The organism is Flavobacterium psychraquaticum (assembly GCF_034497725.1).
Lineage (GTDB): Bacteria > Bacteroidota > Bacteroidia > Flavobacteriales > Flavobacteriaceae > Flavobacterium > Flavobacterium psychraquaticum.
This window is the reverse complement of sequence record NZ_JAXKVR010000030.1, coordinates 40,181-59,514: the sequence shown is the minus strand read 5'-3', so window position 1 is coordinate 59,514 and position 19,334 is coordinate 40,181. Positions and strand designations below refer to the sequence as shown.

13 protein-coding genes are annotated in these 19,334 nt (G+C 33.7%); 10 read left to right on the top strand and 3 right to left on the bottom strand.

The features are described 5' to 3' along the window. The first annotated feature begins 32 nt into the window (after positions 1-32). The 6 genes from T1L09_RS10055 to T1L09_RS10030 all read left to right on the top strand — a co-directional run bounded on the left by T1L09_RS10055 (position 33) and on the right by T1L09_RS10030 (position 9,747). A complete protein-coding gene (locus tag T1L09_RS10055) occupies positions 33-563 on the top strand; it encodes an inorganic diphosphatase (RefSeq protein ID WP_322550833.1) in 531 nt (176 codons plus the stop codon). Positions 564-673: 110 nt separating this feature from the next. After that, positions 674-3,256 (top strand): sodium-translocating pyrophosphatase, encoded by a 2,583-nt coding sequence (locus T1L09_RS10050; protein ID WP_322550832.1) that lies wholly within the window; start codon positions 674-676, stop codon positions 3,254-3,256. A gap of 82 nt (positions 3,257-3,338) precedes the next feature. After that, positions 3,339-5,603, top strand: coding sequence for a glycoside hydrolase family 20 protein (locus T1L09_RS10045; RefSeq protein ID WP_322550831.1), 2,265 nt, complete (start codon positions 3,339-3,341; stop codon positions 5,601-5,603). Then, complete coding sequence (locus tag T1L09_RS10040; protein ID WP_322550830.1) at positions 5,603-6,601, top strand: isoaspartyl peptidase/L-asparaginase family protein; 999 nt, start codon at positions 5,603-5,605, stop codon at positions 6,599-6,601. The genes T1L09_RS10045 and T1L09_RS10040 overlap by 1 nt, the downstream gene beginning before the upstream one ends. Next, positions 6,601-7,275: a copper homeostasis protein CutC gene (locus T1L09_RS10035; RefSeq protein ID WP_322550829.1), complete on the top strand. Its 675-nt coding sequence runs from the start codon at positions 6,601-6,603 to the stop codon at positions 7,273-7,275. The genes T1L09_RS10040 and T1L09_RS10035 overlap by 1 nt, the downstream gene beginning before the upstream one ends. Positions 7,276-7,284: 9 nt before the next feature. Beyond that, positions 7,285-9,747: a beta-mannosidase gene (locus T1L09_RS10030; protein WP_322550828.1), complete on the top strand. Its 2,463-nt coding sequence runs from the start codon at positions 7,285-7,287 to the stop codon at positions 9,745-9,747. 87 nt (positions 9,748-9,834) lie between these two features. On the opposite strand, the gene T1L09_RS10025 is transcribed toward T1L09_RS10030, so the two are convergent. Both T1L09_RS10025 and T1L09_RS10020 read right to left on the bottom strand, forming a co-directional pair. Next, complete coding sequence (locus T1L09_RS10025; RefSeq protein ID WP_322550827.1) at positions 9,835-10,449, bottom strand: deoxynucleoside kinase; 615 nt, start codon at positions 10,447-10,449, stop codon at positions 9,835-9,837. After that, the gene (locus T1L09_RS10020; RefSeq protein WP_322550826.1) at positions 10,449-11,246 is read right to left on the bottom strand and encodes a hypothetical protein; all 798 of its coding nucleotides are present in this window, start codon (positions 11,244-11,246) and stop codon (positions 10,449-10,451) included. The genes T1L09_RS10025 and T1L09_RS10020 overlap by 1 nt, the downstream gene beginning before the upstream one ends. Positions 11,247-11,368: 122 nt before the next feature. Between T1L09_RS10020 and T1L09_RS10015 the strand changes: the two genes are divergently transcribed. Both T1L09_RS10015 and T1L09_RS10010 read left to right on the top strand, forming a co-directional pair. Further along, complete coding sequence (locus tag T1L09_RS10015) at positions 11,369-12,265, top strand: GLPGLI family protein (RefSeq protein ID WP_322550825.1); 897 nt, start codon at positions 11,369-11,371, stop codon at positions 12,263-12,265. Positions 12,266-12,279: 14 nt separating this feature from the next. Then, positions 12,280-15,012: a carboxypeptidase regulatory-like domain-containing protein gene (locus T1L09_RS10010; RefSeq protein ID WP_322551554.1), complete on the top strand. Its 2,733-nt coding sequence runs from the start codon at positions 12,280-12,282 to the stop codon at positions 15,010-15,012. 51 nt (positions 15,013-15,063) lie between these two features. On the opposite strand, the gene metK is transcribed toward T1L09_RS10010, so the two are convergent. Further along, positions 15,064-16,314: a methionine adenosyltransferase gene (gene metK / locus T1L09_RS10005; RefSeq protein ID WP_322550824.1), complete on the bottom strand. Its 1,251-nt coding sequence runs from the start codon at positions 16,312-16,314 to the stop codon at positions 15,064-15,066. Positions 16,315-16,589: 275 nt separating this feature from the next. Between metK and T1L09_RS10000 the strand changes: the two genes are divergently transcribed. Then, positions 16,590-17,546 carry a T9SS-dependent choice-of-anchor J family protein gene (locus T1L09_RS10000; protein WP_322550823.1) on the top strand — a complete coding sequence of 319 codons (957 nt, stop codon included), beginning with the start codon at positions 16,590-16,592 and terminating at the stop codon, positions 17,544-17,546. Between the two features lie 470 nt (positions 17,547-18,016). Further along, positions 18,017-19,309: an O-acetylhomoserine aminocarboxypropyltransferase/cysteine synthase family protein gene (locus T1L09_RS09995; protein WP_322550822.1), complete on the top strand. Its 1,293-nt coding sequence runs from the start codon at positions 18,017-18,019 to the stop codon at positions 19,307-19,309. Positions 19,310-19,334: the final 25 nt, after the last annotated feature.

Sequence of the window (19,334 nt, the reverse complement as noted above, 5' to 3'; positions counted from 1 at the left end):
TTGCAACCCTTTATTTAAAATAATAGAAAAAAATGACAGCAGATAAAGTTACTACATTTGATGTGTTAATTGAGATTCCAAGAGGAAGCAGAAATAAATACGAATACGATTTTGATTTAAAAAGAATGCGTTTTGATAGAATGTTATTTTCGTCAATGATGTATCCAGCAGATTATGGATTCATTCCAGAAACATTAGCATTAGATGGTGATCCGTTAGATGTTTTGGTTTTGGTAAATGAGCCAACTTTTCCAGGTTGTGTAATGGAAGTGAAGCCTATCGGTGTTTTCCATATGGCAGACGAAAAAGGTCCAGATGAGAAAATTATTTGTGTGCCCGTTTCAGATCCAATTTGGAATACGTTAAACGATTTAAGCGATTTAAATCCGCACTTAGTAAAAGAAATTGAACACTTTTTCCAAGTATACAAAGATTTAGAAAATAAAAAAGTTGATGTAGGAGGTTGGGGAGATGTAAACGAAGCGAAAGACATTTTAGTAAAATGTACCAATCGCTTCAACGAAATTGAAAACAAACCAGAAGGATTATTTAGCATTAGATAATTTCTTGATTTATATTTAAAAAAGGCAATATTTTATACGAATATTGCCTTTTTTGTTTATTTTTGTTAATAGAATATTAAAATTATTAAACAAAACTAAATAAACTATTTATGGAATCAATGATAATTTATGTGCCAATTGTAATGGCCGTTATCGGTTTGCTTTTTATGTATGCCAAAAGATCTTGGGTCTTAAAACAAGATCCCGGAGACGGAAAAATGAAAGAAATTTCTGATTACATCTATGAAGGTGCGTTAGCTTTCCTAAAAGCAGAATACAGATTGCTAACCTTCTTCGTTATCGGTGCAAGTATCGTTTTAGCAATCGTTTCTCAGTTTGTAGAAACAACAAGTATATTAATTGTAGTTGCCTTTATTTTCGGAGCTTTCTTTTCAGCATTAGCTGGAAATATGGGAATGAAAATTGCAACAAAAACAAACGTAAGAACTACGCAAGCAGCTCGTACAAGTTTACCACAAGCATTAAAAGTTTCTTTTGGCGGTGGAACAGTTATGGGATTAGGTGTTGCCGGTTTAGCCGTTCTAGGTTTAACCGCTTTCTTTATTTTCTTTTATCACTATTTTATGGGCGGCGTTTGGACTTCAACAGACCAAATGACTATCGTTCTTGAAACTTTAGCAGGATTCTCTCTAGGAGCTGAATCAATTGCGTTATTCGCGAGAGTTGGTGGCGGAATTTACACAAAAGCAGCAGATGTTGGTGCCGATTTAGTAGGTAAAGTTGAAGCAGGAATTCCGGAAGATGATCCGAGAAATCCAGCTACAATTGCAGATAATGTTGGAGATAATGTTGGAGACGTTGCTGGAATGGGGGCCGATTTATTCGGATCGTACGTGGCAACCGTTTTAGCAGCAATGGTTTTAGGAAATTATGTAATTAAAGATATGGGTGGAAACATCAGTGACGCTTTCGGAGGAATTGGTCCAATCTTATTACCTATGACAATCGCTGGTTTCGGAATTTTATTCTCTATCATTGGAACTATGATCGTTAAAATTTCGTCAGACGATGCAAAAGAACCACAAGTTCAAAAAGCATTAAATATCGGAAACTGGGTATCAATCGCCCTTACAGCAATCGCGTGTTATATTCTAATCAAATGGATGTTGCCAGAAACAATGAAAATGACCTTCTTCGGAGAAGGATTACAAGAAATTTCTTCATTAAGAGTTTTCTATGCTTCATTAATCGGATTATTTGTGGGTGGAGCTATTTCATCAGTAACGGAATATTATACAGGATTAGGTACAAAACCCGTTTTGGCAATCGTACAAAAATCGGCAACTGGAGCAGGAACGAATGTAATCGCAGGTTTAGCAACTGGAATGATTTCGACTTTCCCAACAGTTCTTTTATTCGCAGCGGCAATTTGGTCAACTTATGCTTTAGCTGGGTTTTACGGAGTTGCACTTGCGGCTTCTGCAATGATGGCAACCACAGCAATGCAATTAGCAATTGACGCGTTCGGACCTATCGCAGATAACGCAGGAGGAATAGCTGAAATGAGTGAATTACCAAAAGAAGTTCGTACAAGAACAGATATTTTAGATTCAGTAGGTAACACAACGGCAGCAACAGGAAAAGGTTTTGCAATCGCGTCAGCAGCATTGACTTCTTTGGCATTATTTGCAGCTTATGTAACATTTACAGGAATTGACGGAATTAATATTTTCAAAGCTCCAGTATTAGCAATGTTATTCGTGGGTGGAATGATTCCAGTAGTATTTTCTGCATTAGCAATGAATTCTGTTGGAAAAGCCGCAATGGATATGGTATATGAAGTGCGTCGTCAGTTCAAAGAAATACCAGGAATTATGGAAGGAACTGCAAAACCAGAATACGGTAAATGTGTTGAAATTTCCACAAACGCAGCTTTACGCGAAATGATGTTGCCAGGTATTTTAACGATTGGTTTTCCAATAGCAATTGTACTTTTAGGTAAATTGGTTTATGGAGATAACAACCAATTAGTAGCCGAAATGTTAGGGGGTTATATGGCTGGAGTTACCGTTTCAGGTGTGCTTTGGGCTGTGTTCCAAAACAATGCAGGTGGAGCTTGGGATAATGCAAAAAAATCATTTGAAGCTGGTGTAATGATCAATGGCGAAATGACATTCAAAGGTTCAGATGCCCATAAAGCAGCGGTAACTGGTGATACCGTTGGAGATCCGTTCAAAGATACTTCGGGTCCATCAATGAATATCTTAATTAAGTTGACTTGTTTAATTGGTTTAGTGATTGCTCCAATTTTAGGAGGTCACGGTGCTACAGATAAAACTTCAGCTTATTTAGGTGCTAACAAAACAGAAATGGTTTGTAAAGAAGGAAAATGCGATTTGTCTAAATGTGCAACAATGACAAAAGACGAATGTGCGAAAATGTGTGAAGCAAACGGATGTTCAGATGCGTGCAAAGAAATATGTATGGCACAATACGATGAAAGTGGAAAATATATCGGTGAAGAAACAGGGCACGTTCACGGACCAAACTGCAACCACGATAAAGCAGAAATCATCGATTTTAGAGTAGATAAAGTGAAAGATGCTAACGGGAACGTTAAGGCAAAAGTGACTTTGACAACAGTAGTAAATGGTAAAGAGACAAAAGAAGAAAAAACTTTTGAAGGGAATGATTTAGAAGTGGAAGCTAAAATTGCGGAACTTGGTAAATAAACCATTTTAAAACAAATAATTCAAAACCGTACAGCAATGTGCGGTTTTTTTATTTAAATTTAAACAAACAAACACAACTACAATGAAATTTAGAATTTTGTCTTTATTGTTGGCTTTTTCTATCTTAGGATTCGCACAACAAAAGCTGCCTTTAATTCCGATGCCAAAAAACATTGAGTATCAAACTGAATTTTTTATATTGAATTCAAAAACAGTTATTCAGATTGCTGATGTAAGTTCTTTTGAAGCTTTATTTTTGAAAGAAAACATCAAAGCACAAACGGGATTAGAGTTGAAAATAACTTCTAAAGCGACATCGAAAAATGCAATCCAATTAGAAATTCAAGCTGCTAATTCGCAAGAGGTAAACAAAGAACGTTACGCTTTGTCAATTGATGCAAATAAAATCAATATTGCTGCCTTCGCAAATCAAGGGTTATTTTATGGCGTGCAAACTTTATTGCAAAATATCCCATACGAAAATGCTAAAAGCGCCAAAATCCCAACATTAAAAATTACTGATGAACCAAAATTCAAATGGCGTGGAATGCATCTCGATGTGGGCCGTCATTTCTTTCCAAAAGAGTTCATCAAAAAATATATTGATTACATCGCAATGTATAAAATGAATACGTTTCATTGGCATTTAACCGAAGATCAAGGTTGGCGAATTGAAATTAAAAAATATCCGAAATTAACAGAAGTTGGTGCTTGGCGAACGGGTTCAATGATTGAACATTATAACGATCAAAAGTACGATACCATTCGTCACGGTGGTTTTTATACGCAGGAAGATGTAAAAGAAATCGTTGCTTATGCTCAAAAAAGACACATAACTATTGTTCCCGAAATAGAAATGCCAGGTCATTCTCAAGCAGCATTAGCGGCTTATCCTGAATTTTCTTGTACAGGTGGACCATTTGAAGTAGCGAAAATCTGGGGTGTTTTGGAAGATGTATATTGTCCGAAAGAGGAAACATTTGCCTTTTTAGAAGATGTTTTAACCGAAGTTCTAGCACTTTTTCCATCAGAATACATTCATATTGGTGGTGATGAATGTCCGAAAACCCGTTGGAAAAACTGCAGCCATTGCCAAAAATTAATGAAAGTGAAAGGTTTAAAAGACGAACACGAATTGCAAAGTTATTTCATCCAAAGAATAGAAAAATTCTTAAATTCAAAAGGCAGAAAAATCATTGGTTGGGATGAAATCTTAGAAGGTGGATTAGCACCAAACGCCGCGGTAATGAGTTGGAGAGGAACCGAAGGCGGAATAACTGCCGCGAAAGAAAAGCATTTTGCAGTAATGACTCCAGGTTCTCACGTCTATTTTGATCATTACCAAGGGGAACCCAAAAATGAACCCATCGCAATTGGTGGTTATACGCCATTGGAAAAAGTATATGCTTTCAATCCAATTCCAGACGAATTAACAAGGGAAGAAGCCAACTATATTTTAGGAGCTCAAGCCAATGTTTGGACGGAATACCTTCCAACTACGCAACAAGTTGAATATATGATTATGCCAAGAATGGCTGCGCTTTCCGAAGTCTTATGGGGAACTTCAAATCCTGAAAATTATAAAGAATTTGAAAAGCGAATCATCAAACATTTTGAATTTTACGATAAAAAAGGGATCAATTATAGTAAATCAATTTTCGAAGTAACTTCTGCAGTTCATCCGAATGATAAAGGCGTAGCTTTCGAATTAAAATCACCAAACCCTAGTGGAATTCGATATACAACGGATGGTTCTGAACCTATTTTAAGTTCTTCATCTTATACAAATCCGATTGTGATTACTGAAAATAAAACGGTAAAAGCCAACTATTTTGAAGAAGGAAAAGCGAAGAGTGCAACTATTGAGCAAGAATTTTTCATCAATAAATCAACAGGGAAAAATATTAAATTAGTAAATCCACCACACGAAAATTACTCAATTGGCGGAAGTTTTACGTTGGTAGACGGGATGAGAGGAAATCCTTCAAAATATGGAAGAGATTGGTTGGGTTTTTGGGGAAAAGATATGAATGCAACCATTGATTTAGGAACAACTGAGACGATTTCTAAAATCCAAATCAACACTTTATTAGGCGAAGGCAGTTGGATTTATTTTCCAAAAGAAATTCAATTTTTAGTTTCTTCAGATGGTGAAAACTTTAAAACAATTCAAACCGTTAGTCAAAAAGAAGTTGCTGCTAAAGGTGGAAAAATTGAAGTGAATTTTCCAAAAACAAATGCAAAATATGTAAAAGTAATCGCTATCAAAAATGGAATTATTCCGGAAGGAATGCCAGGTGCTGGTTCACAAAGTTGGTTATTTGTAGATGAAATAAGTGTAGAATAATGGCAAACAGAAGAAATTTTTTAAAAACAACAGCTTTAGCTTCGGCGGGTTTGGCTTTACAGGCGTTTTCTAGTAAATCAGAAAATAGCGAAGTGCAATCGATTTCAAAAAAAATAAATAAACCAATTGTGCTTTCCACTTGGCGATTTGGAATTGAAGCCAACGAAGCCGCTTGGGAAGTTTTGAAAAATAACGGAAGAGCTTTAGATGCAGTAGAAGCAGGAGTGAAAATTCCGGAAGGAAATCCAGATGAAAGAAGTGTTGGTTATGGAGGTCGTCCCGATAGAGATGGTCGCGTAACATTAGACGCTTGCATTATGGACGAATTTTCGAATATTGGTTCGGTCGCTTGTTTGGAATACATCAAACATCCAATTTCTGTCGCGAGATTAGTAATGGAAAAATCGCCTCACGTGATGTTAGTGGGTGAAGGAGCTTTACAATTTGCCTTAGAAAAAGGATTCAAAAAAGAAAATTTATTGACCGAAGAATCCGAAAAAGAATGGAAAGAATGGTTGAAAACCAGTGAATATTTACCAAAAGCTAACATCGAGAATCACGATACCATCGGAATGATTGCATTGGATGCACAAGGGAATTTATCAGGAGCTTGCACAACGAGCGGAATGGCTTTTAAAATGCACGGAAGAGTGGGCGATTCGCCAATTATTGGGGCTGGATTATTTGTAGATAATGAAATTGGTGCGGCAACAGCCACGGGTCACGGCGAAGAAGTAATTCGAGTTGTGGGTTGTCATTTGGTGGTGGAATTAATGCGTCAAGGAAAATCACCGCAAAAAGCGTGTGAAGAAGCTGTAACTCGAATTGTAAAGCAAATCAAAAATAGAGGAAAAGAATTAAAAGATATCCAAGTGGGTTTCATCGCATTGAATAAAAATGGCGAATATGGTTCATATTGCGTCCAAGGCGGATTTAATTTTGCCGTGCACGATGCCACTGGAAACCGACTAATTGACGCAAATTATCATCTGAAATAATGAAGAAACTCGAAATCGCTTGCTTTAATTTGGAATCAGCTTTAATTGCTCAAGAAAATGGAGCGGACAGAGTGGAACTTTGTGCCGATATTCATCTTGGTGGCACTACGCCAAGTATCGACATTATTCAAAAAGCCAAAGCCAATTTAATTATTCCTATTTATATAATGATTCGGCCAAGAGGTGGGAATTTCGTTTATTTTGATACCGAATTTCAGCAGATGAAAGATGCAATTTTAAAACTAAAAACTTTAGCAATTAATGGTTTTGTTTTCGGAATTTTAAATGAAGACCATACAATTAATAGCAATCAAAATACAGAATTAGTAAATTTGGCAAAGCCAATTCTTTGTACGTTTCATCGTGCTTTTGATGAGGTAATAAATTATAAAATAGCTTTAGAAGAAGTCGTTTCTTGTGGATTTTCGACGATTTTAACATCAGGAACTTTTTCAAATGTAATGGAAGGAAAAGAAGTTTTGAAAGCGTTAGTACTTCAAGCTGAAAACAGAATTGTTATTATGCCTGGAGGCGGTTTACGTTCGACAAATATTTTAGAATTAGATGAATTAGTGAATGCGAAGTTCTACCATTCTTCCGCAATTACAGATGGAAGTGAAATTGCAAATCCACAAGAAATCATTGAACTTAAGAAAAGACTTTCTTATACTTAATAGATTAATATGTTTAGAAATTTAGTTTTAATTTGCTCTTTTTTATTCAGTTGTTTAGTAACAGCTCAGACTTCCCATCGCAACTTGTCAACTGAAAATTGGACGTTCAACAAACAAAACGATTCGCAAAAATACAAAGCCACAATTCCAGGAACCGTTCATACCGATTTATTTCAAAACAAAGTAATTCCCGATCCTTTTTTTGGAGCAAATGAAAAAGAATTGCAATGGATTGAAAACGAAAATTGGGAATATGAAACGAATTTTTCATTAACACCATCCGAATTTAAAAACCAAAACATCTATTTAGAATTTGATGGTTTGGATACTTATGCAACCGTTTATTTGAACGGAAATATAATTTTGGAAGCCAATAATATGTTTCGAAAATGGACAGTATCTGTCAAATCGAACTTAAAAAAAGAGAATAATCATTTGAAAATAGTTTTTCATTCGGCCGTTCAAAAAGGAAAAGATGAAGCGAAAAAAATATCCTATACTTTACCCGAAAAAGAACGTGTTTTTGTTCGAAAAGCACAATATCAATTTGGTTGGGATTGGGGACCACGATTCGTAACCGCTGGTATTTGGCAGAACGTGCAATTGAAATTTTGGAATGCTGCAAAGATTGATAATGTTCGTTATGATCAAAAATTGTTGAATAAAAAGAAAGCTTTACTGGATATTATTGTCACGATAGACGTTCAGAAAGCAGATAAATATCAAATTGATTTTGGTGAAAAAGCTTACAATTTCAACTTAAAAAAAGGAATAAATACCGTTAAAATACCTGTTGTATTTAAAAATCCGATTTTTTGGTGGAGTAATGGTTTAGGTGTTCCGCATCAATATGTTTTCCAATTTGAATTGCGAAATAATGACATAAAGCTGGAGCAAAGAGAATTAAAAATTGGATTACGCACGATTGAATTAATTCAGCAGAAAGATGATAAAGGAACCGGTTTTGCTTTCAAATTAAATGGCAAAATGGTTTATATGAAAGGTGCGAATTATATTCCACCTAATAGTTTTTTACCAAGAGTTAAAGATTCAATTTACAATTTATTAATCGAAAATGCTAGGAAAGCAAATATGAATATGCTTCGCGTTTGGGGCGGCGGTGTATATCCAGATGAGGCATTTTATGATGCTTGTGATTCTGCAGGAATATTAGTTTGGCAGGATTTTATGTTCGCTTGTGCGATGTATCCAGGCGATAAGGAATTTGTAGAAAACGTAAAACAAGAAGTAATTTATCAAGTAAATCGGCTACAAAACCATCCAAGTTTAGCAATTTGGTGTGGCAATAATGAAAATGATGAAGGTTGGCACAATTGGGGTTGGCAGAAACAATATAATTATAAAAAAGCCGATTCCACCCAAATTTGGTCGGATTATAAAAAAGTATTTCACGAAGTAATTCCGAATACGTTGGATAGTTTAGTTTCCAAAGAAAAGAATATGTATTGGTCTTCATCGCCGTCAATTGGCTGGGGAAGAAAGGAAAGTATGACGCAAGGCGATTCGCATTATTGGGGCGTTTGGTGGGGAAAAGAACCTTTTGAAATTTATAAAACCAAAGTGCCACGATTTATGAGTGAATACGGTTTTCAAGGAATGCCAAACATCGAAACTTTGAAAAAAGTAGTTGATGAAACCGACTTAAACTTCAATTCGGAAGCACTAAAAAATCATCAAAAGCACCCAATTGGAAATGAAACGATTAGAGAATATATGGAACGCGATTTCCAAATTCCTAATAAATTTAAGGATTATGTTTATGTTTCTCAACTGTTGCAAGCAGAAGGAATGAAAACCGCAATGGAAGCACATCGACTTGCAAAGCCTTATAATATGGGAACATTATATTGGCAATTTAATGATTGTTGGCCAGTGACTTCGTGGAGTTCAGTGGATTATTTCGGGAATTGGAAGGCTTTTCATTACCAAGCGAAACGGAGTTTTGAGAATATTTTACTTTCGGTAAATGAAGAAAATGAAAGCTATAAAGTGTATTTGGTAAATGATAATTTCGAAAAGTATTCGGATAAGCTGACTTTAGAATTGCTTTCTTTTGATGGAAAATTACTTTGGAATAGTGCAGGAAATATTGATGTTGCAGAAAATTCGAGCTCAATAGTTTTTGAAATTCCTAAAACTGATTTCTCAAAATTCGATTTGCATCAAGCAGTTTTAAATGTTCATTTTAAAAATGAATCATCAAACTATTTCTTCGTAAAACCGAAAGACTTAAAACTAACTAAACCAGAAATTAAAATTAAAACGATAGATGAATTTACATTGGAAATTTCTACAAATGTTTTAGCGAAAAATGTTTTTCTAACTTCCGAAAATGAAGTATTTTTTGAAGAAAATTATTTTGATTTATTACCGAATCAAAAACGAATTATTAAATTATCAAAATCGATTAAGAATATAAAAGTAAAATCATTATTTGATACGACGAAATAATAAAAAACTAAAAAATCCCGAAACTTGGGAACAGAAGGACAAATTTTAAATACAAAAAAAAACGCCTCAATTGAGACGTTGTATATTCTAGAATAAACCGTTTATTTCGGCATCAATTCGGTTGATGATATCTCCTAAATCTTCTGGGTTGTTTACAAAATCGATATTGTCAACATCAATGATTAATAAATTTCCTTTGTCATAAGTAGAAACCCACGCTTCATAACGTTCATTTAATCGGCTTAAATAATCAATTGAAATCGAGTTTTCATAATCGCGTCCTCTTTTGTGAATTTGACTTACTAAATTCGGAATAGAACTTCTCAAATAAATCAATAGATCTGGAGCACCAACTAAACTTTCCATCAATTCAAACAATGAAGTGTAGTTGTTGTAATCTCTATTTGCCATCAATCCCATAGCGTGTAAATTGGGAGCAAAAATATGGGCATCTTCATAAATCGTACGATCTTGAATGATGTTTTTTCCGCTTTCGCGAATTTGCAAAACTTGACGAAAACGACTGTTCAAGAAATAAATCTGAAGATTAAAACTCCAACGTTCCATTTGATGGTAAAAATCATCCAAATACGGATTGTCAACTACATCTTCATAATGCGGTTCCCATTTAAAATGTTTAGCTAATAGTTTAGTTAATGTTGTTTTTCCTGCTCCGATATTTCCTGCTACTGCTATGTGCATTATGGTAAAATTATTTTGTAATTAGTGATTTCATTTTGTGTAAAAATAGCTAAAATTCCATCGGCAAAGAAAAAATTAGCACCCAAATTTTCAGCAATTTTAATTTTATGAGCGTGCTTTGTTTTTATTTCGTAGTAATACAATTGATTCTCAAAACTGTAGAGAGCGACTTGCTCATTAATTAACTGAATCGTTTCAAAATTTGGAAAATTGCCTAAGCTTTCAATCGTACCGTAAATAGAAATGGAATAAAAATTATTCAAACTATCCAACCAATAAAAGTGCGTATAAGTCGAGTGATATTTTTTTATCGGACGTTCTAAAGCCGTCGAAATCCATTTAGTGGAACCATTTATCAAAGAATAAAGTCCAATTTTTGAAGTAATTCCGTCATAAAACCACAATTGATTTTGAGATGACAACGCAACGGCTTCGAGATTTATAGTGTTTGTTTGTAAATTGAAATCAATTTTTTTAATTTCATTCAATTGATTGTCTAATAAAACAATTGTATTAAAGTTCTTATAAAAAACGACAATTTGCAATGGATTTTGAAAGTCTACTTTCGTAATTTTTCCCAAACTTACATTTTTGTATTCGAAATTTTGCTTGGAATTGCTTTTCGAAAGTACATTTTCTTTCAAACTGTAATAATTTTGCTGGTTGTCAAACCCCAAGAACGTTTCGCTTAGTAAAATGATACTATTGGATTTTTCTGCCAATATAGGTTGTTGTGAAAAGGCGACTTTCCCCATAAAAAAAACGAAAAACACGAATGTAATACTTTTCCTAAACATTATTTAAACCTTTTTGATTATCAAGTGTCTAATATACTACAATAACAGAAAATTAGGTTATAAATTGTGTAACAAATAATGCATTTGAGAGTCTATATAAGTAACTAATTTATTCACAGATAATGAAAAAAATAATTTTAGCTTCGATTTTGATGCTTGCTGGACTTATTCAAGCTCAGGAGTTTCAAGGAATGGCGGTTTATGAATCAAAAACCAGTACAGCCGATATTACGAAAAGTTTTAGTGGTAATCGTGATATTACACCCGAAATGCAAAAGCAAATCGAAGAACGAATGAGAAAAATGTTTGAAAAAACGTTCATTCTTAATTTTGATAAAACAGCTTCCATATATAAAGAAGAAGAAAAGTTAGATGCTCCGGGCCAACAAGGTGGCGGAAGAATGATGTCGTCTATGATGGGCGGTGGCGGAACACACTATAAAAATGTAAAAGAAAAGCAGTTTTCAGTAGATAAAGAATTTTTCGGAAAAGAATTTGTAATTAAAGATTCTTTGCCAAAATATGACTGGAAACTAGAAGGAGAATCCAAACAAATCGGAAGTTATACTTGTTTTAAAGCTACGGCTGTAGTTAAGGTAAGTACATCTGATTTTAGAAATTTTAGACCAAAAAATCGCGATAAAAAAGAGGCTGATAAAAAACCAGAAACAGTAAAAGATTCTACAAAAACAGCAAAAACTAATTTTACTGACGATTGGGAAATGCCTAAAGAGAATACAATCACCGCTTGGTATTGTCCTGAAATTCCAATTAATCAAGGACCAGAAAATTACTGGGGTTTACCGGGTTTAATTTTAGAGGTTAATGATGGTAAAACGGTAATGTTGTGTACAAAAATCGTAATGAATTCAAAAGAAAAAGTTGCGATTAAAGCAGTTGGAAAAGGAAAACAAGTGACACAAAAAGAATACGATGAAATTGTGAAAAAGAAAATGGAAGAGATGATGGAGATGAATTCGGGTCCAAATGGACAACGAAGCATTAGAATTTCAAGATAATCGGTTTCAAGATGATGAAGAAAATACTTTTACTACTGATAATGGCACTTTCATCGAGTGCCTTTTCTCAAAATATTCGTTTCGAAGGTGCAATTAAAGATTCAACTGGTGTTGGATTGGATATGGCAAACGTGATGGCGGTGAATCAGCAAACAAAAGCGATGGACGCTTATGCGATTACCAATGAAGCAGGAAAATTTATACTGAATTTAAAAGCAAATACAGCTTATACAATTAAAGCGAGTTACATCGGATTTCAATCGTATGAAAAATCGGTTACTACAACAGCTTCCAATATGAACTTTCCGATTACTTTAAAGGAAGGAACGCAATTGAAAAATGTGGAAGTGGTTTACGAAATGCCAGTTACGATTTCAGGAGATACCATAATTTATAATTCGGACTCTTTTACTAACGGAACGGAACGGAAATTAGAAGACGTTCTGAAAAAACTACCTGGTGTCGAGGTAAATAAGGACGGTGAAATTGAAATCGAAGGGAAAAGAGTTCAAAAAGTGATGATTGAAGGGAAAGACTTTTTTGATGGCGACACTAAATTAGCTACTAAAAATATTCCAGCAGATGCTTTAGATAAAATTCAGATTTTACGAAATTATAATGAAGTTTCGAATTTAAAAGGATTAGACAATAACGAGGAAAATATTGCCATCAACATCAAATTAAAAGAAGGTAAAAAGAACTTTTGGTTTGGCGATATTACAGCAGGAATTGGTGTTGGACACGAAGAAGAACGTTATATTATTAATCCGAAATTATTCTTTTATAGTCCGAAATACAGTTTGAATATCATAGCAAATAAAAATAATATTGGCGAATTGCCTTTAACGGCTCAAGATTATTTCAAATTTACAGGCGGTTTTAAAAATATGATGAAAAAAGGAGGTTCCTCTTTTAATGTAGCTTCCAATGATTTAGGGATTTTAGGTCTTCGTAACAATCAAGCCGCAAATATTGAATCTGATTTTGGAGCGGCAAATTTCAGTTTCAATCCGTCAAAAGCTTGGACCTTGAGTGGTTTTGGAATTGTTTTAGGAAATAAAACCGAGATTGAAACAACTAATATCTCCAATCGTACCGATAATTTACCAGACGGAACCTCTCAAACTATTACAGAAAAAAGAGAAGATTTCACTAGACAAGACAGCAAATTGGCGTTGCTAAAATTGAGTTCAAGTTATGTTCCTTCTGCAAAGATGCATTTTGATTACGATGCTTTAGTAAAGTTGTCAGATCAAAAAGAAAACTCAAGCATTTTTTCTACGTTGTTGGCTGATATTTATACAAATAAAAAACAAAATCCATTTGCGATAAATCAAAACTTAAATTACTATTACACTTTAAGTGATAAGCATGTTTTTGCAGCAGAATTTCAACACGTATTTCAAGAAGAAGATCCGTTTTATAATGCTAATTTAGAAACACAACCATTTGTTTTGTCGGGATATAATGGTGCTCAATTGCGTGATGATGTCAATCAAAAACGTTTCGTGAAAACGAATAAATTAGACGCAAAAATAGATTACTATTATATGGTAACTCCAAAAAGCAACATCAATTTGACTTTAGGAAACACCTATTCGTACCAAAATTTTGATTCTTCTATTTTTCAAATTTTAGATAACGGAACACAAAATGATTTAACTGCAGTTGAAAATTCAAACAACGTAGATTACGCTTTTAATGATGTTTTTCTTGGTGTTCATTATAAGTTTTTGAAAGGAAAATTCACCTTCAATCCAGGTTTTAGTGTGCATCAGTATAATATGATTGACAACCAATTAGGAAGTTCAAACAAAGAATCGTTCACAAGAATTTTGCCCGATGTTTATGCGTTATGGCAAATTAAAAAATCACAAACGTTGACCTATAATTATTCATTTACTAATAATTTTACAGATATTAATAAATTAGCGGAAGGTTATGTGTTTTCAAATTACAATAGTTTATTTAGTGGAAATCGATATTTAGAAAATTCAACTTCACAAGTACATTCCTTGCGTTTTTTCAAATATAATATGTTTAATTTCGAAAATATTTTCGCAAATATATCGTATTCGAAACAAGTGGATGGAATTAAAAATAAATCTTTGTTAACAGGTGTAAATCAAGTTTCGACAGCCGTTAATATGAATTCTAATTTTGCAGATGAAACGTTTTCTGCAAGTGGAAATTATGGTCGTTCTTTTGCAAAATATTACAAAGCGAATGCAAGAGCAAGTTTCAACTGGAGTAAATTCAACAATATTCGTGTTTATCCTGACGGAGATTCAGATCCAAATAATAATCCGACACAAATACAAACTACGGAATCTTTTAACCAAAGTTATACCATTGGATTTTCTACCAATTACAAAACAATACCAAATTTAGGTTTATCTTATACATATTCGATAAGTGATAATTTTTCAGACACAATTTATACCGATAGTCCATCGTTGACTTTGGAATATTATTTCCTAGAAGCATTTTCATTTACTTCGGAATATAATTTTTTTCACAATTACAACAAATCAAAAACGATTGATAGTGAATATGATTTCTTAACGGCAAACTTAATGTATCAAAAGAAAGGAAGTAAATGGGAATGGAAATTATCAGGAACAAATTTATTAGACACCAAATCTTTAGACACCAATAGTTTCAGTCAATTAGGAGGAACTAGTAATTTTTCAAGTTATAGAGTGCAGCCACGATATTTAATTCTAGGTTTGAAATATAGCTTATAAATAAAAAAGGCCTGATTAAAATACTAATCAGGCCTTTTTTATTTTATTAATTTAGATTTTAAAAGCAGCTTTTACTTGATCTACGAAATCTAATTTTTCCCAAGTAAATAATTCAACAGAAACAGTTTTTGTTAAACCACCTGGAGCCGTAAACGTTTTAGTTACGGTTTCAGGAGTTCTTCCCATATGTCCGTAAGCAGCCGTTTCGCTATAAATTGGATTTCTTAATTTTAAACGTTGTTCAATAAAGTAAGGACGCATATCAAAAATGCTTTGTACAATTTTACTGATTTCACCATCGGTCATAATTACTTTTGAAGTTCCATAAGTGTTTACGTTGATTGATGTTGGTTCAGCAACTCCAATTGCATACGAAACTTGTACTAAAATTTCTTCAGCTACACCAGCAGCTACAAGATTTTTAGCAATATGGCGTGTTGCATAAGCAGCGGAACGATCCACTTTTGATGGGTCTTTTCCTGAAAAAGCGCCACCACCGTGAGCTCCTTTTCCACCATAAGTATCTACGATAATTTTTCTTCCTGTTAAACCAGTATCTCCGTGAGGTCCTCCAATTACAAATTTCCCTGTTGGATTGATGTGATATTTAATAGAATCATTAAATAAATGAGCATATTGAGGATTCTTAGCTATTACTCTTGGAATTAAAATCTCAATTATATCCTTTTTAATTTTTGCTAACATCGTTGGTTCGTCAGCGAAATCATCGTGTTGAGTTGAAACTACAATAGCATCAATACGAACCGGTTTGTTATCATCAGAGTATTCTAAAGTAACTTGTGATTTAGCATCCGGACGTAAATAAGTGATTTCCTTATTTTCTCTTCTTAAATCTGCTAAATCTTGTAATAATTGGTGCGAAAGTTTCAAAGCCAACGGCATAAATTCTGCCGTTTCATTCGTAGCGTAACCAAACATCATTCCTTGGTCACCCGCTCCTTGATCTTCTTTGTTTACTTTGTCAACACCTTGGTTAATGTCTGCAGATTGTTCGTGAATTGCCGATAAAACACCACACGAATTCGCTTCAAACATATATTCACTCTTAGTATAACCAATTTTCTTGATTACATCACGAGCAATGGTTTGTACATCTAAATAGGTTTTTGATTTTACTTCTCCTGCTAAAATCACTTGTCCTGTTGTAACTAATGTTTCACAAGCTACTTTTGATTCAGGGTCGAATGCTAAAAAGTTATCAATTAAAGCGTCACTAATTTGATCCGCTATTTTGTCTGGATGTCCTTCACTTACAGATTCAGACGTAAATAAATATGCCATAGTATAAAATTAAAATATTATATATATGGAAAAATAAAAAAAGAAAAAGTCGCGAAAAAGTACTAAAAGGAAGTGTTCCTGCTTTAGCATTTTTTTAACGAGGTTGCAATCAGTTCAAATTTTTCCTCTAAATTCTTTGCAAATGTATGAAATGAATTTGAATTTCAATTGGTTGTTAACTTTTATTTATAAAAAGACTTTTTTAACACAATATTTTTGGTTTATTGTTTGATATTTCATAAATTCATACTTTATTAACTTATTAATTACATAATATGAGAAAAATTTTACTTTTAGCTGTTGCTTTTTTCAGTGTTACTGCAAACAATTATGCACAAACTGTATTGTTTCAAGATTCTTTTGAAACGTATGCTGATTTTGCAATTAGTGGTGTGGGAAACTGGTTAACAATTGATATAGATGGTTCTACAACATATGCTGGAGGGCTTCCAGATGGTGCAGATCCATGGACTAATTCATTTTTACCACAGGCCTATATTGTTTTTAATCCAACAGCTGCGGGTGCCACAAACGCTGATTCTGGAACAGAATTAAGAAATTTTGATGCTCGTCCTGGAGGTCAAAAATATATGGCAAGTTGGGCGGCAGTTATGCCGGGTGCTGGAGCAGGAGGAGCGGGTCCTAATAATGATTGGCTAGTTAGTCCGGTTGTGGCTTTAGGAGCTTCTCAAAACGAAGTTAAGTTTTGGGTAAAATCTCTTTCATCGAGTTATGGATTAGAAACGTATAAAGTTGGTATCTATGTTGGTGCTGGTGTTCCAACGGGAGCTAGTGACTTTACGATAATCTCAGGAGCATCAGATTTAATAGCTCCATATAATACTTGGCAAGAAAAAACATTCAGTTTAGATGCCTATGCAAATCAATCAATACGTGTAGGAATTTTGTGTAATTCTGTAGATCATTACATGTTTATGGTTGATGATTTTAAAGTAACAACCACTGCTGTTGCAAGTGCAGATTCGTTCTTCTCTAACAATTTTTCAATGTATCCAAATCCGGTGGCTAACGAATTAAATATTGTTGCGAAAAATAACAATACAATTAATGCGATTAACATTGTAGATATGAATGGTAGAACAGTTAAAAACACTAACGATGCCGGTATGAACAATACTGCTGTTAATGTGTCTGATTTAACTTCAGGTGTTTATTTTGTTACTATCGAAACGAATGAAGGAACAGGAACTTCTAAGTTTATCAAAAAATAAATAATACCTTTTATTAAGATTAAAAAGATAAGGACTTCAGGTCCTTATTTTTTTTGCCTACTATTTTCGTAAATGCTTGTTTATTTTAAATGTGAATTACGATGTGATAGTTTTTAAATCTTATTATCGTATTTTTAATAACAAAATTCGGAAAATAAATCTATTAATTTTTTTATTGCAGAAAATAAATCTAATTTTGTCCCATCAAATAAAAACAAAGAGATTATGAAATTTACAATGTGCAATATGTGTATGATGATGTGGAAGCAACCGCAGAGGAAAACTATTGTGTAATTTCTAATTATAAACATACACTTTAACCTCTGCCAAAAGCAGGGGTTTTTTATTTCTAAAAATGTAAAATATGAAAACAGTAATTTATTATCCAAGACGATGTTGTCGAATGTGTAGCCAGTAAGAATACATTCGAAAAAAACAAAAAACAAAAAAAACCTTAAAATTTAAATAAAATGAGCACAAATAAATTTGCAACAAACGCATTACACGCAGGACACGATGTTACTAATAATGGTGGAACAAGAGCCGTTCCAATCTATCAAACGTCATCGTATGTTTTTAATAATTCAGATCACGCTTCAAATCTTTTTAGCCTTGCAGAAGCTGGTTACATTTATACCCGATTAAATAACCCAACAAATGATGTTCTTGAACAACGATTAGCCAAGTTAGAAGGAGGAATCGGAGCAGTAGTAACCGCATCAGGAGCTTCAGCAATTGCAACAACTTTATTGACTCTTTTAAAAGCAGGAGATCACATTGTCGCTTCGAATAGTTTATACGGCGGAACCTACAATTTACTAAACGTTACTTTACCAAGATTAGGAATTACAACAACATTTGTAGATCCGTCAGATGCAGAAAATTTCCTAAAAGCATCGCAGGAAAACACCAGAGTCTTCTTTGCTGAAAGTTTAGGAAATCCAAAATTAGATGTGTTGGATTTAAAAGCAATTTCAAAAATAGCAAAATCCTACAAAGTTCCTTTTATCGTAGATAATACGGTCGCAACGCCTTATTTATTAAACCCAATTGAACACGGAGCAGATATCGTGATTCATTCCTTAACGAAATATATTAGCGGAAATGGAACTTCATTAGGTGGTGCCATTATCGATGCTGGAAATTTCGATTGGAGTAACGGAAAATTTCCTGAATTTACAGAGCCATCAGCAGGATATCACGGTTTAAAATATTACGAAGTTTTAGGAGCTTCTTCCTTTATTGCAAAAGTTAGAATCGAAGGTTTACGCGATTTAGGTGCGTCATTAAGTCCTTTTAATGCCTTCCAAATTATCCAAGGGTTAGAAACTTTAGCCATTCGAATTAAAAAACACAGTGAAAATGCGTTGGAATTAGCAAAATGGTTGCAGAAGCAAAGTGAAGTCGCTTGGGTAAATTATCCAGGGTTAACTTCTTCGAAATATTATGATTTAGCTCAACACTATTTACCAGAAGGACAAAGTGGTGTAGTAACATTTGGTTTAAAAAGTGGTTTTGAAGGTGCTAAAAAAGTAGCCGATGGAACAAAATTATTCGCTCTTGTAGCAAATATTGGTGATACCAAATCTTTAATAATTCACCCGGCTAGCACAACGCACCAACAATTATCGGAAGCCCAACAAATTTCAACTGGTGTTTCTAAAGATTTAATTCGTTTATCAGTTGGTTTGGAGGATGTTGAAGATTTAAAAGCCGATTTAAAAGCAGTTTTTGAGAAAATTTCAGTTCCTAATAAAGTTTAAATTTTAGTTTGTTGTGAAGACTGTC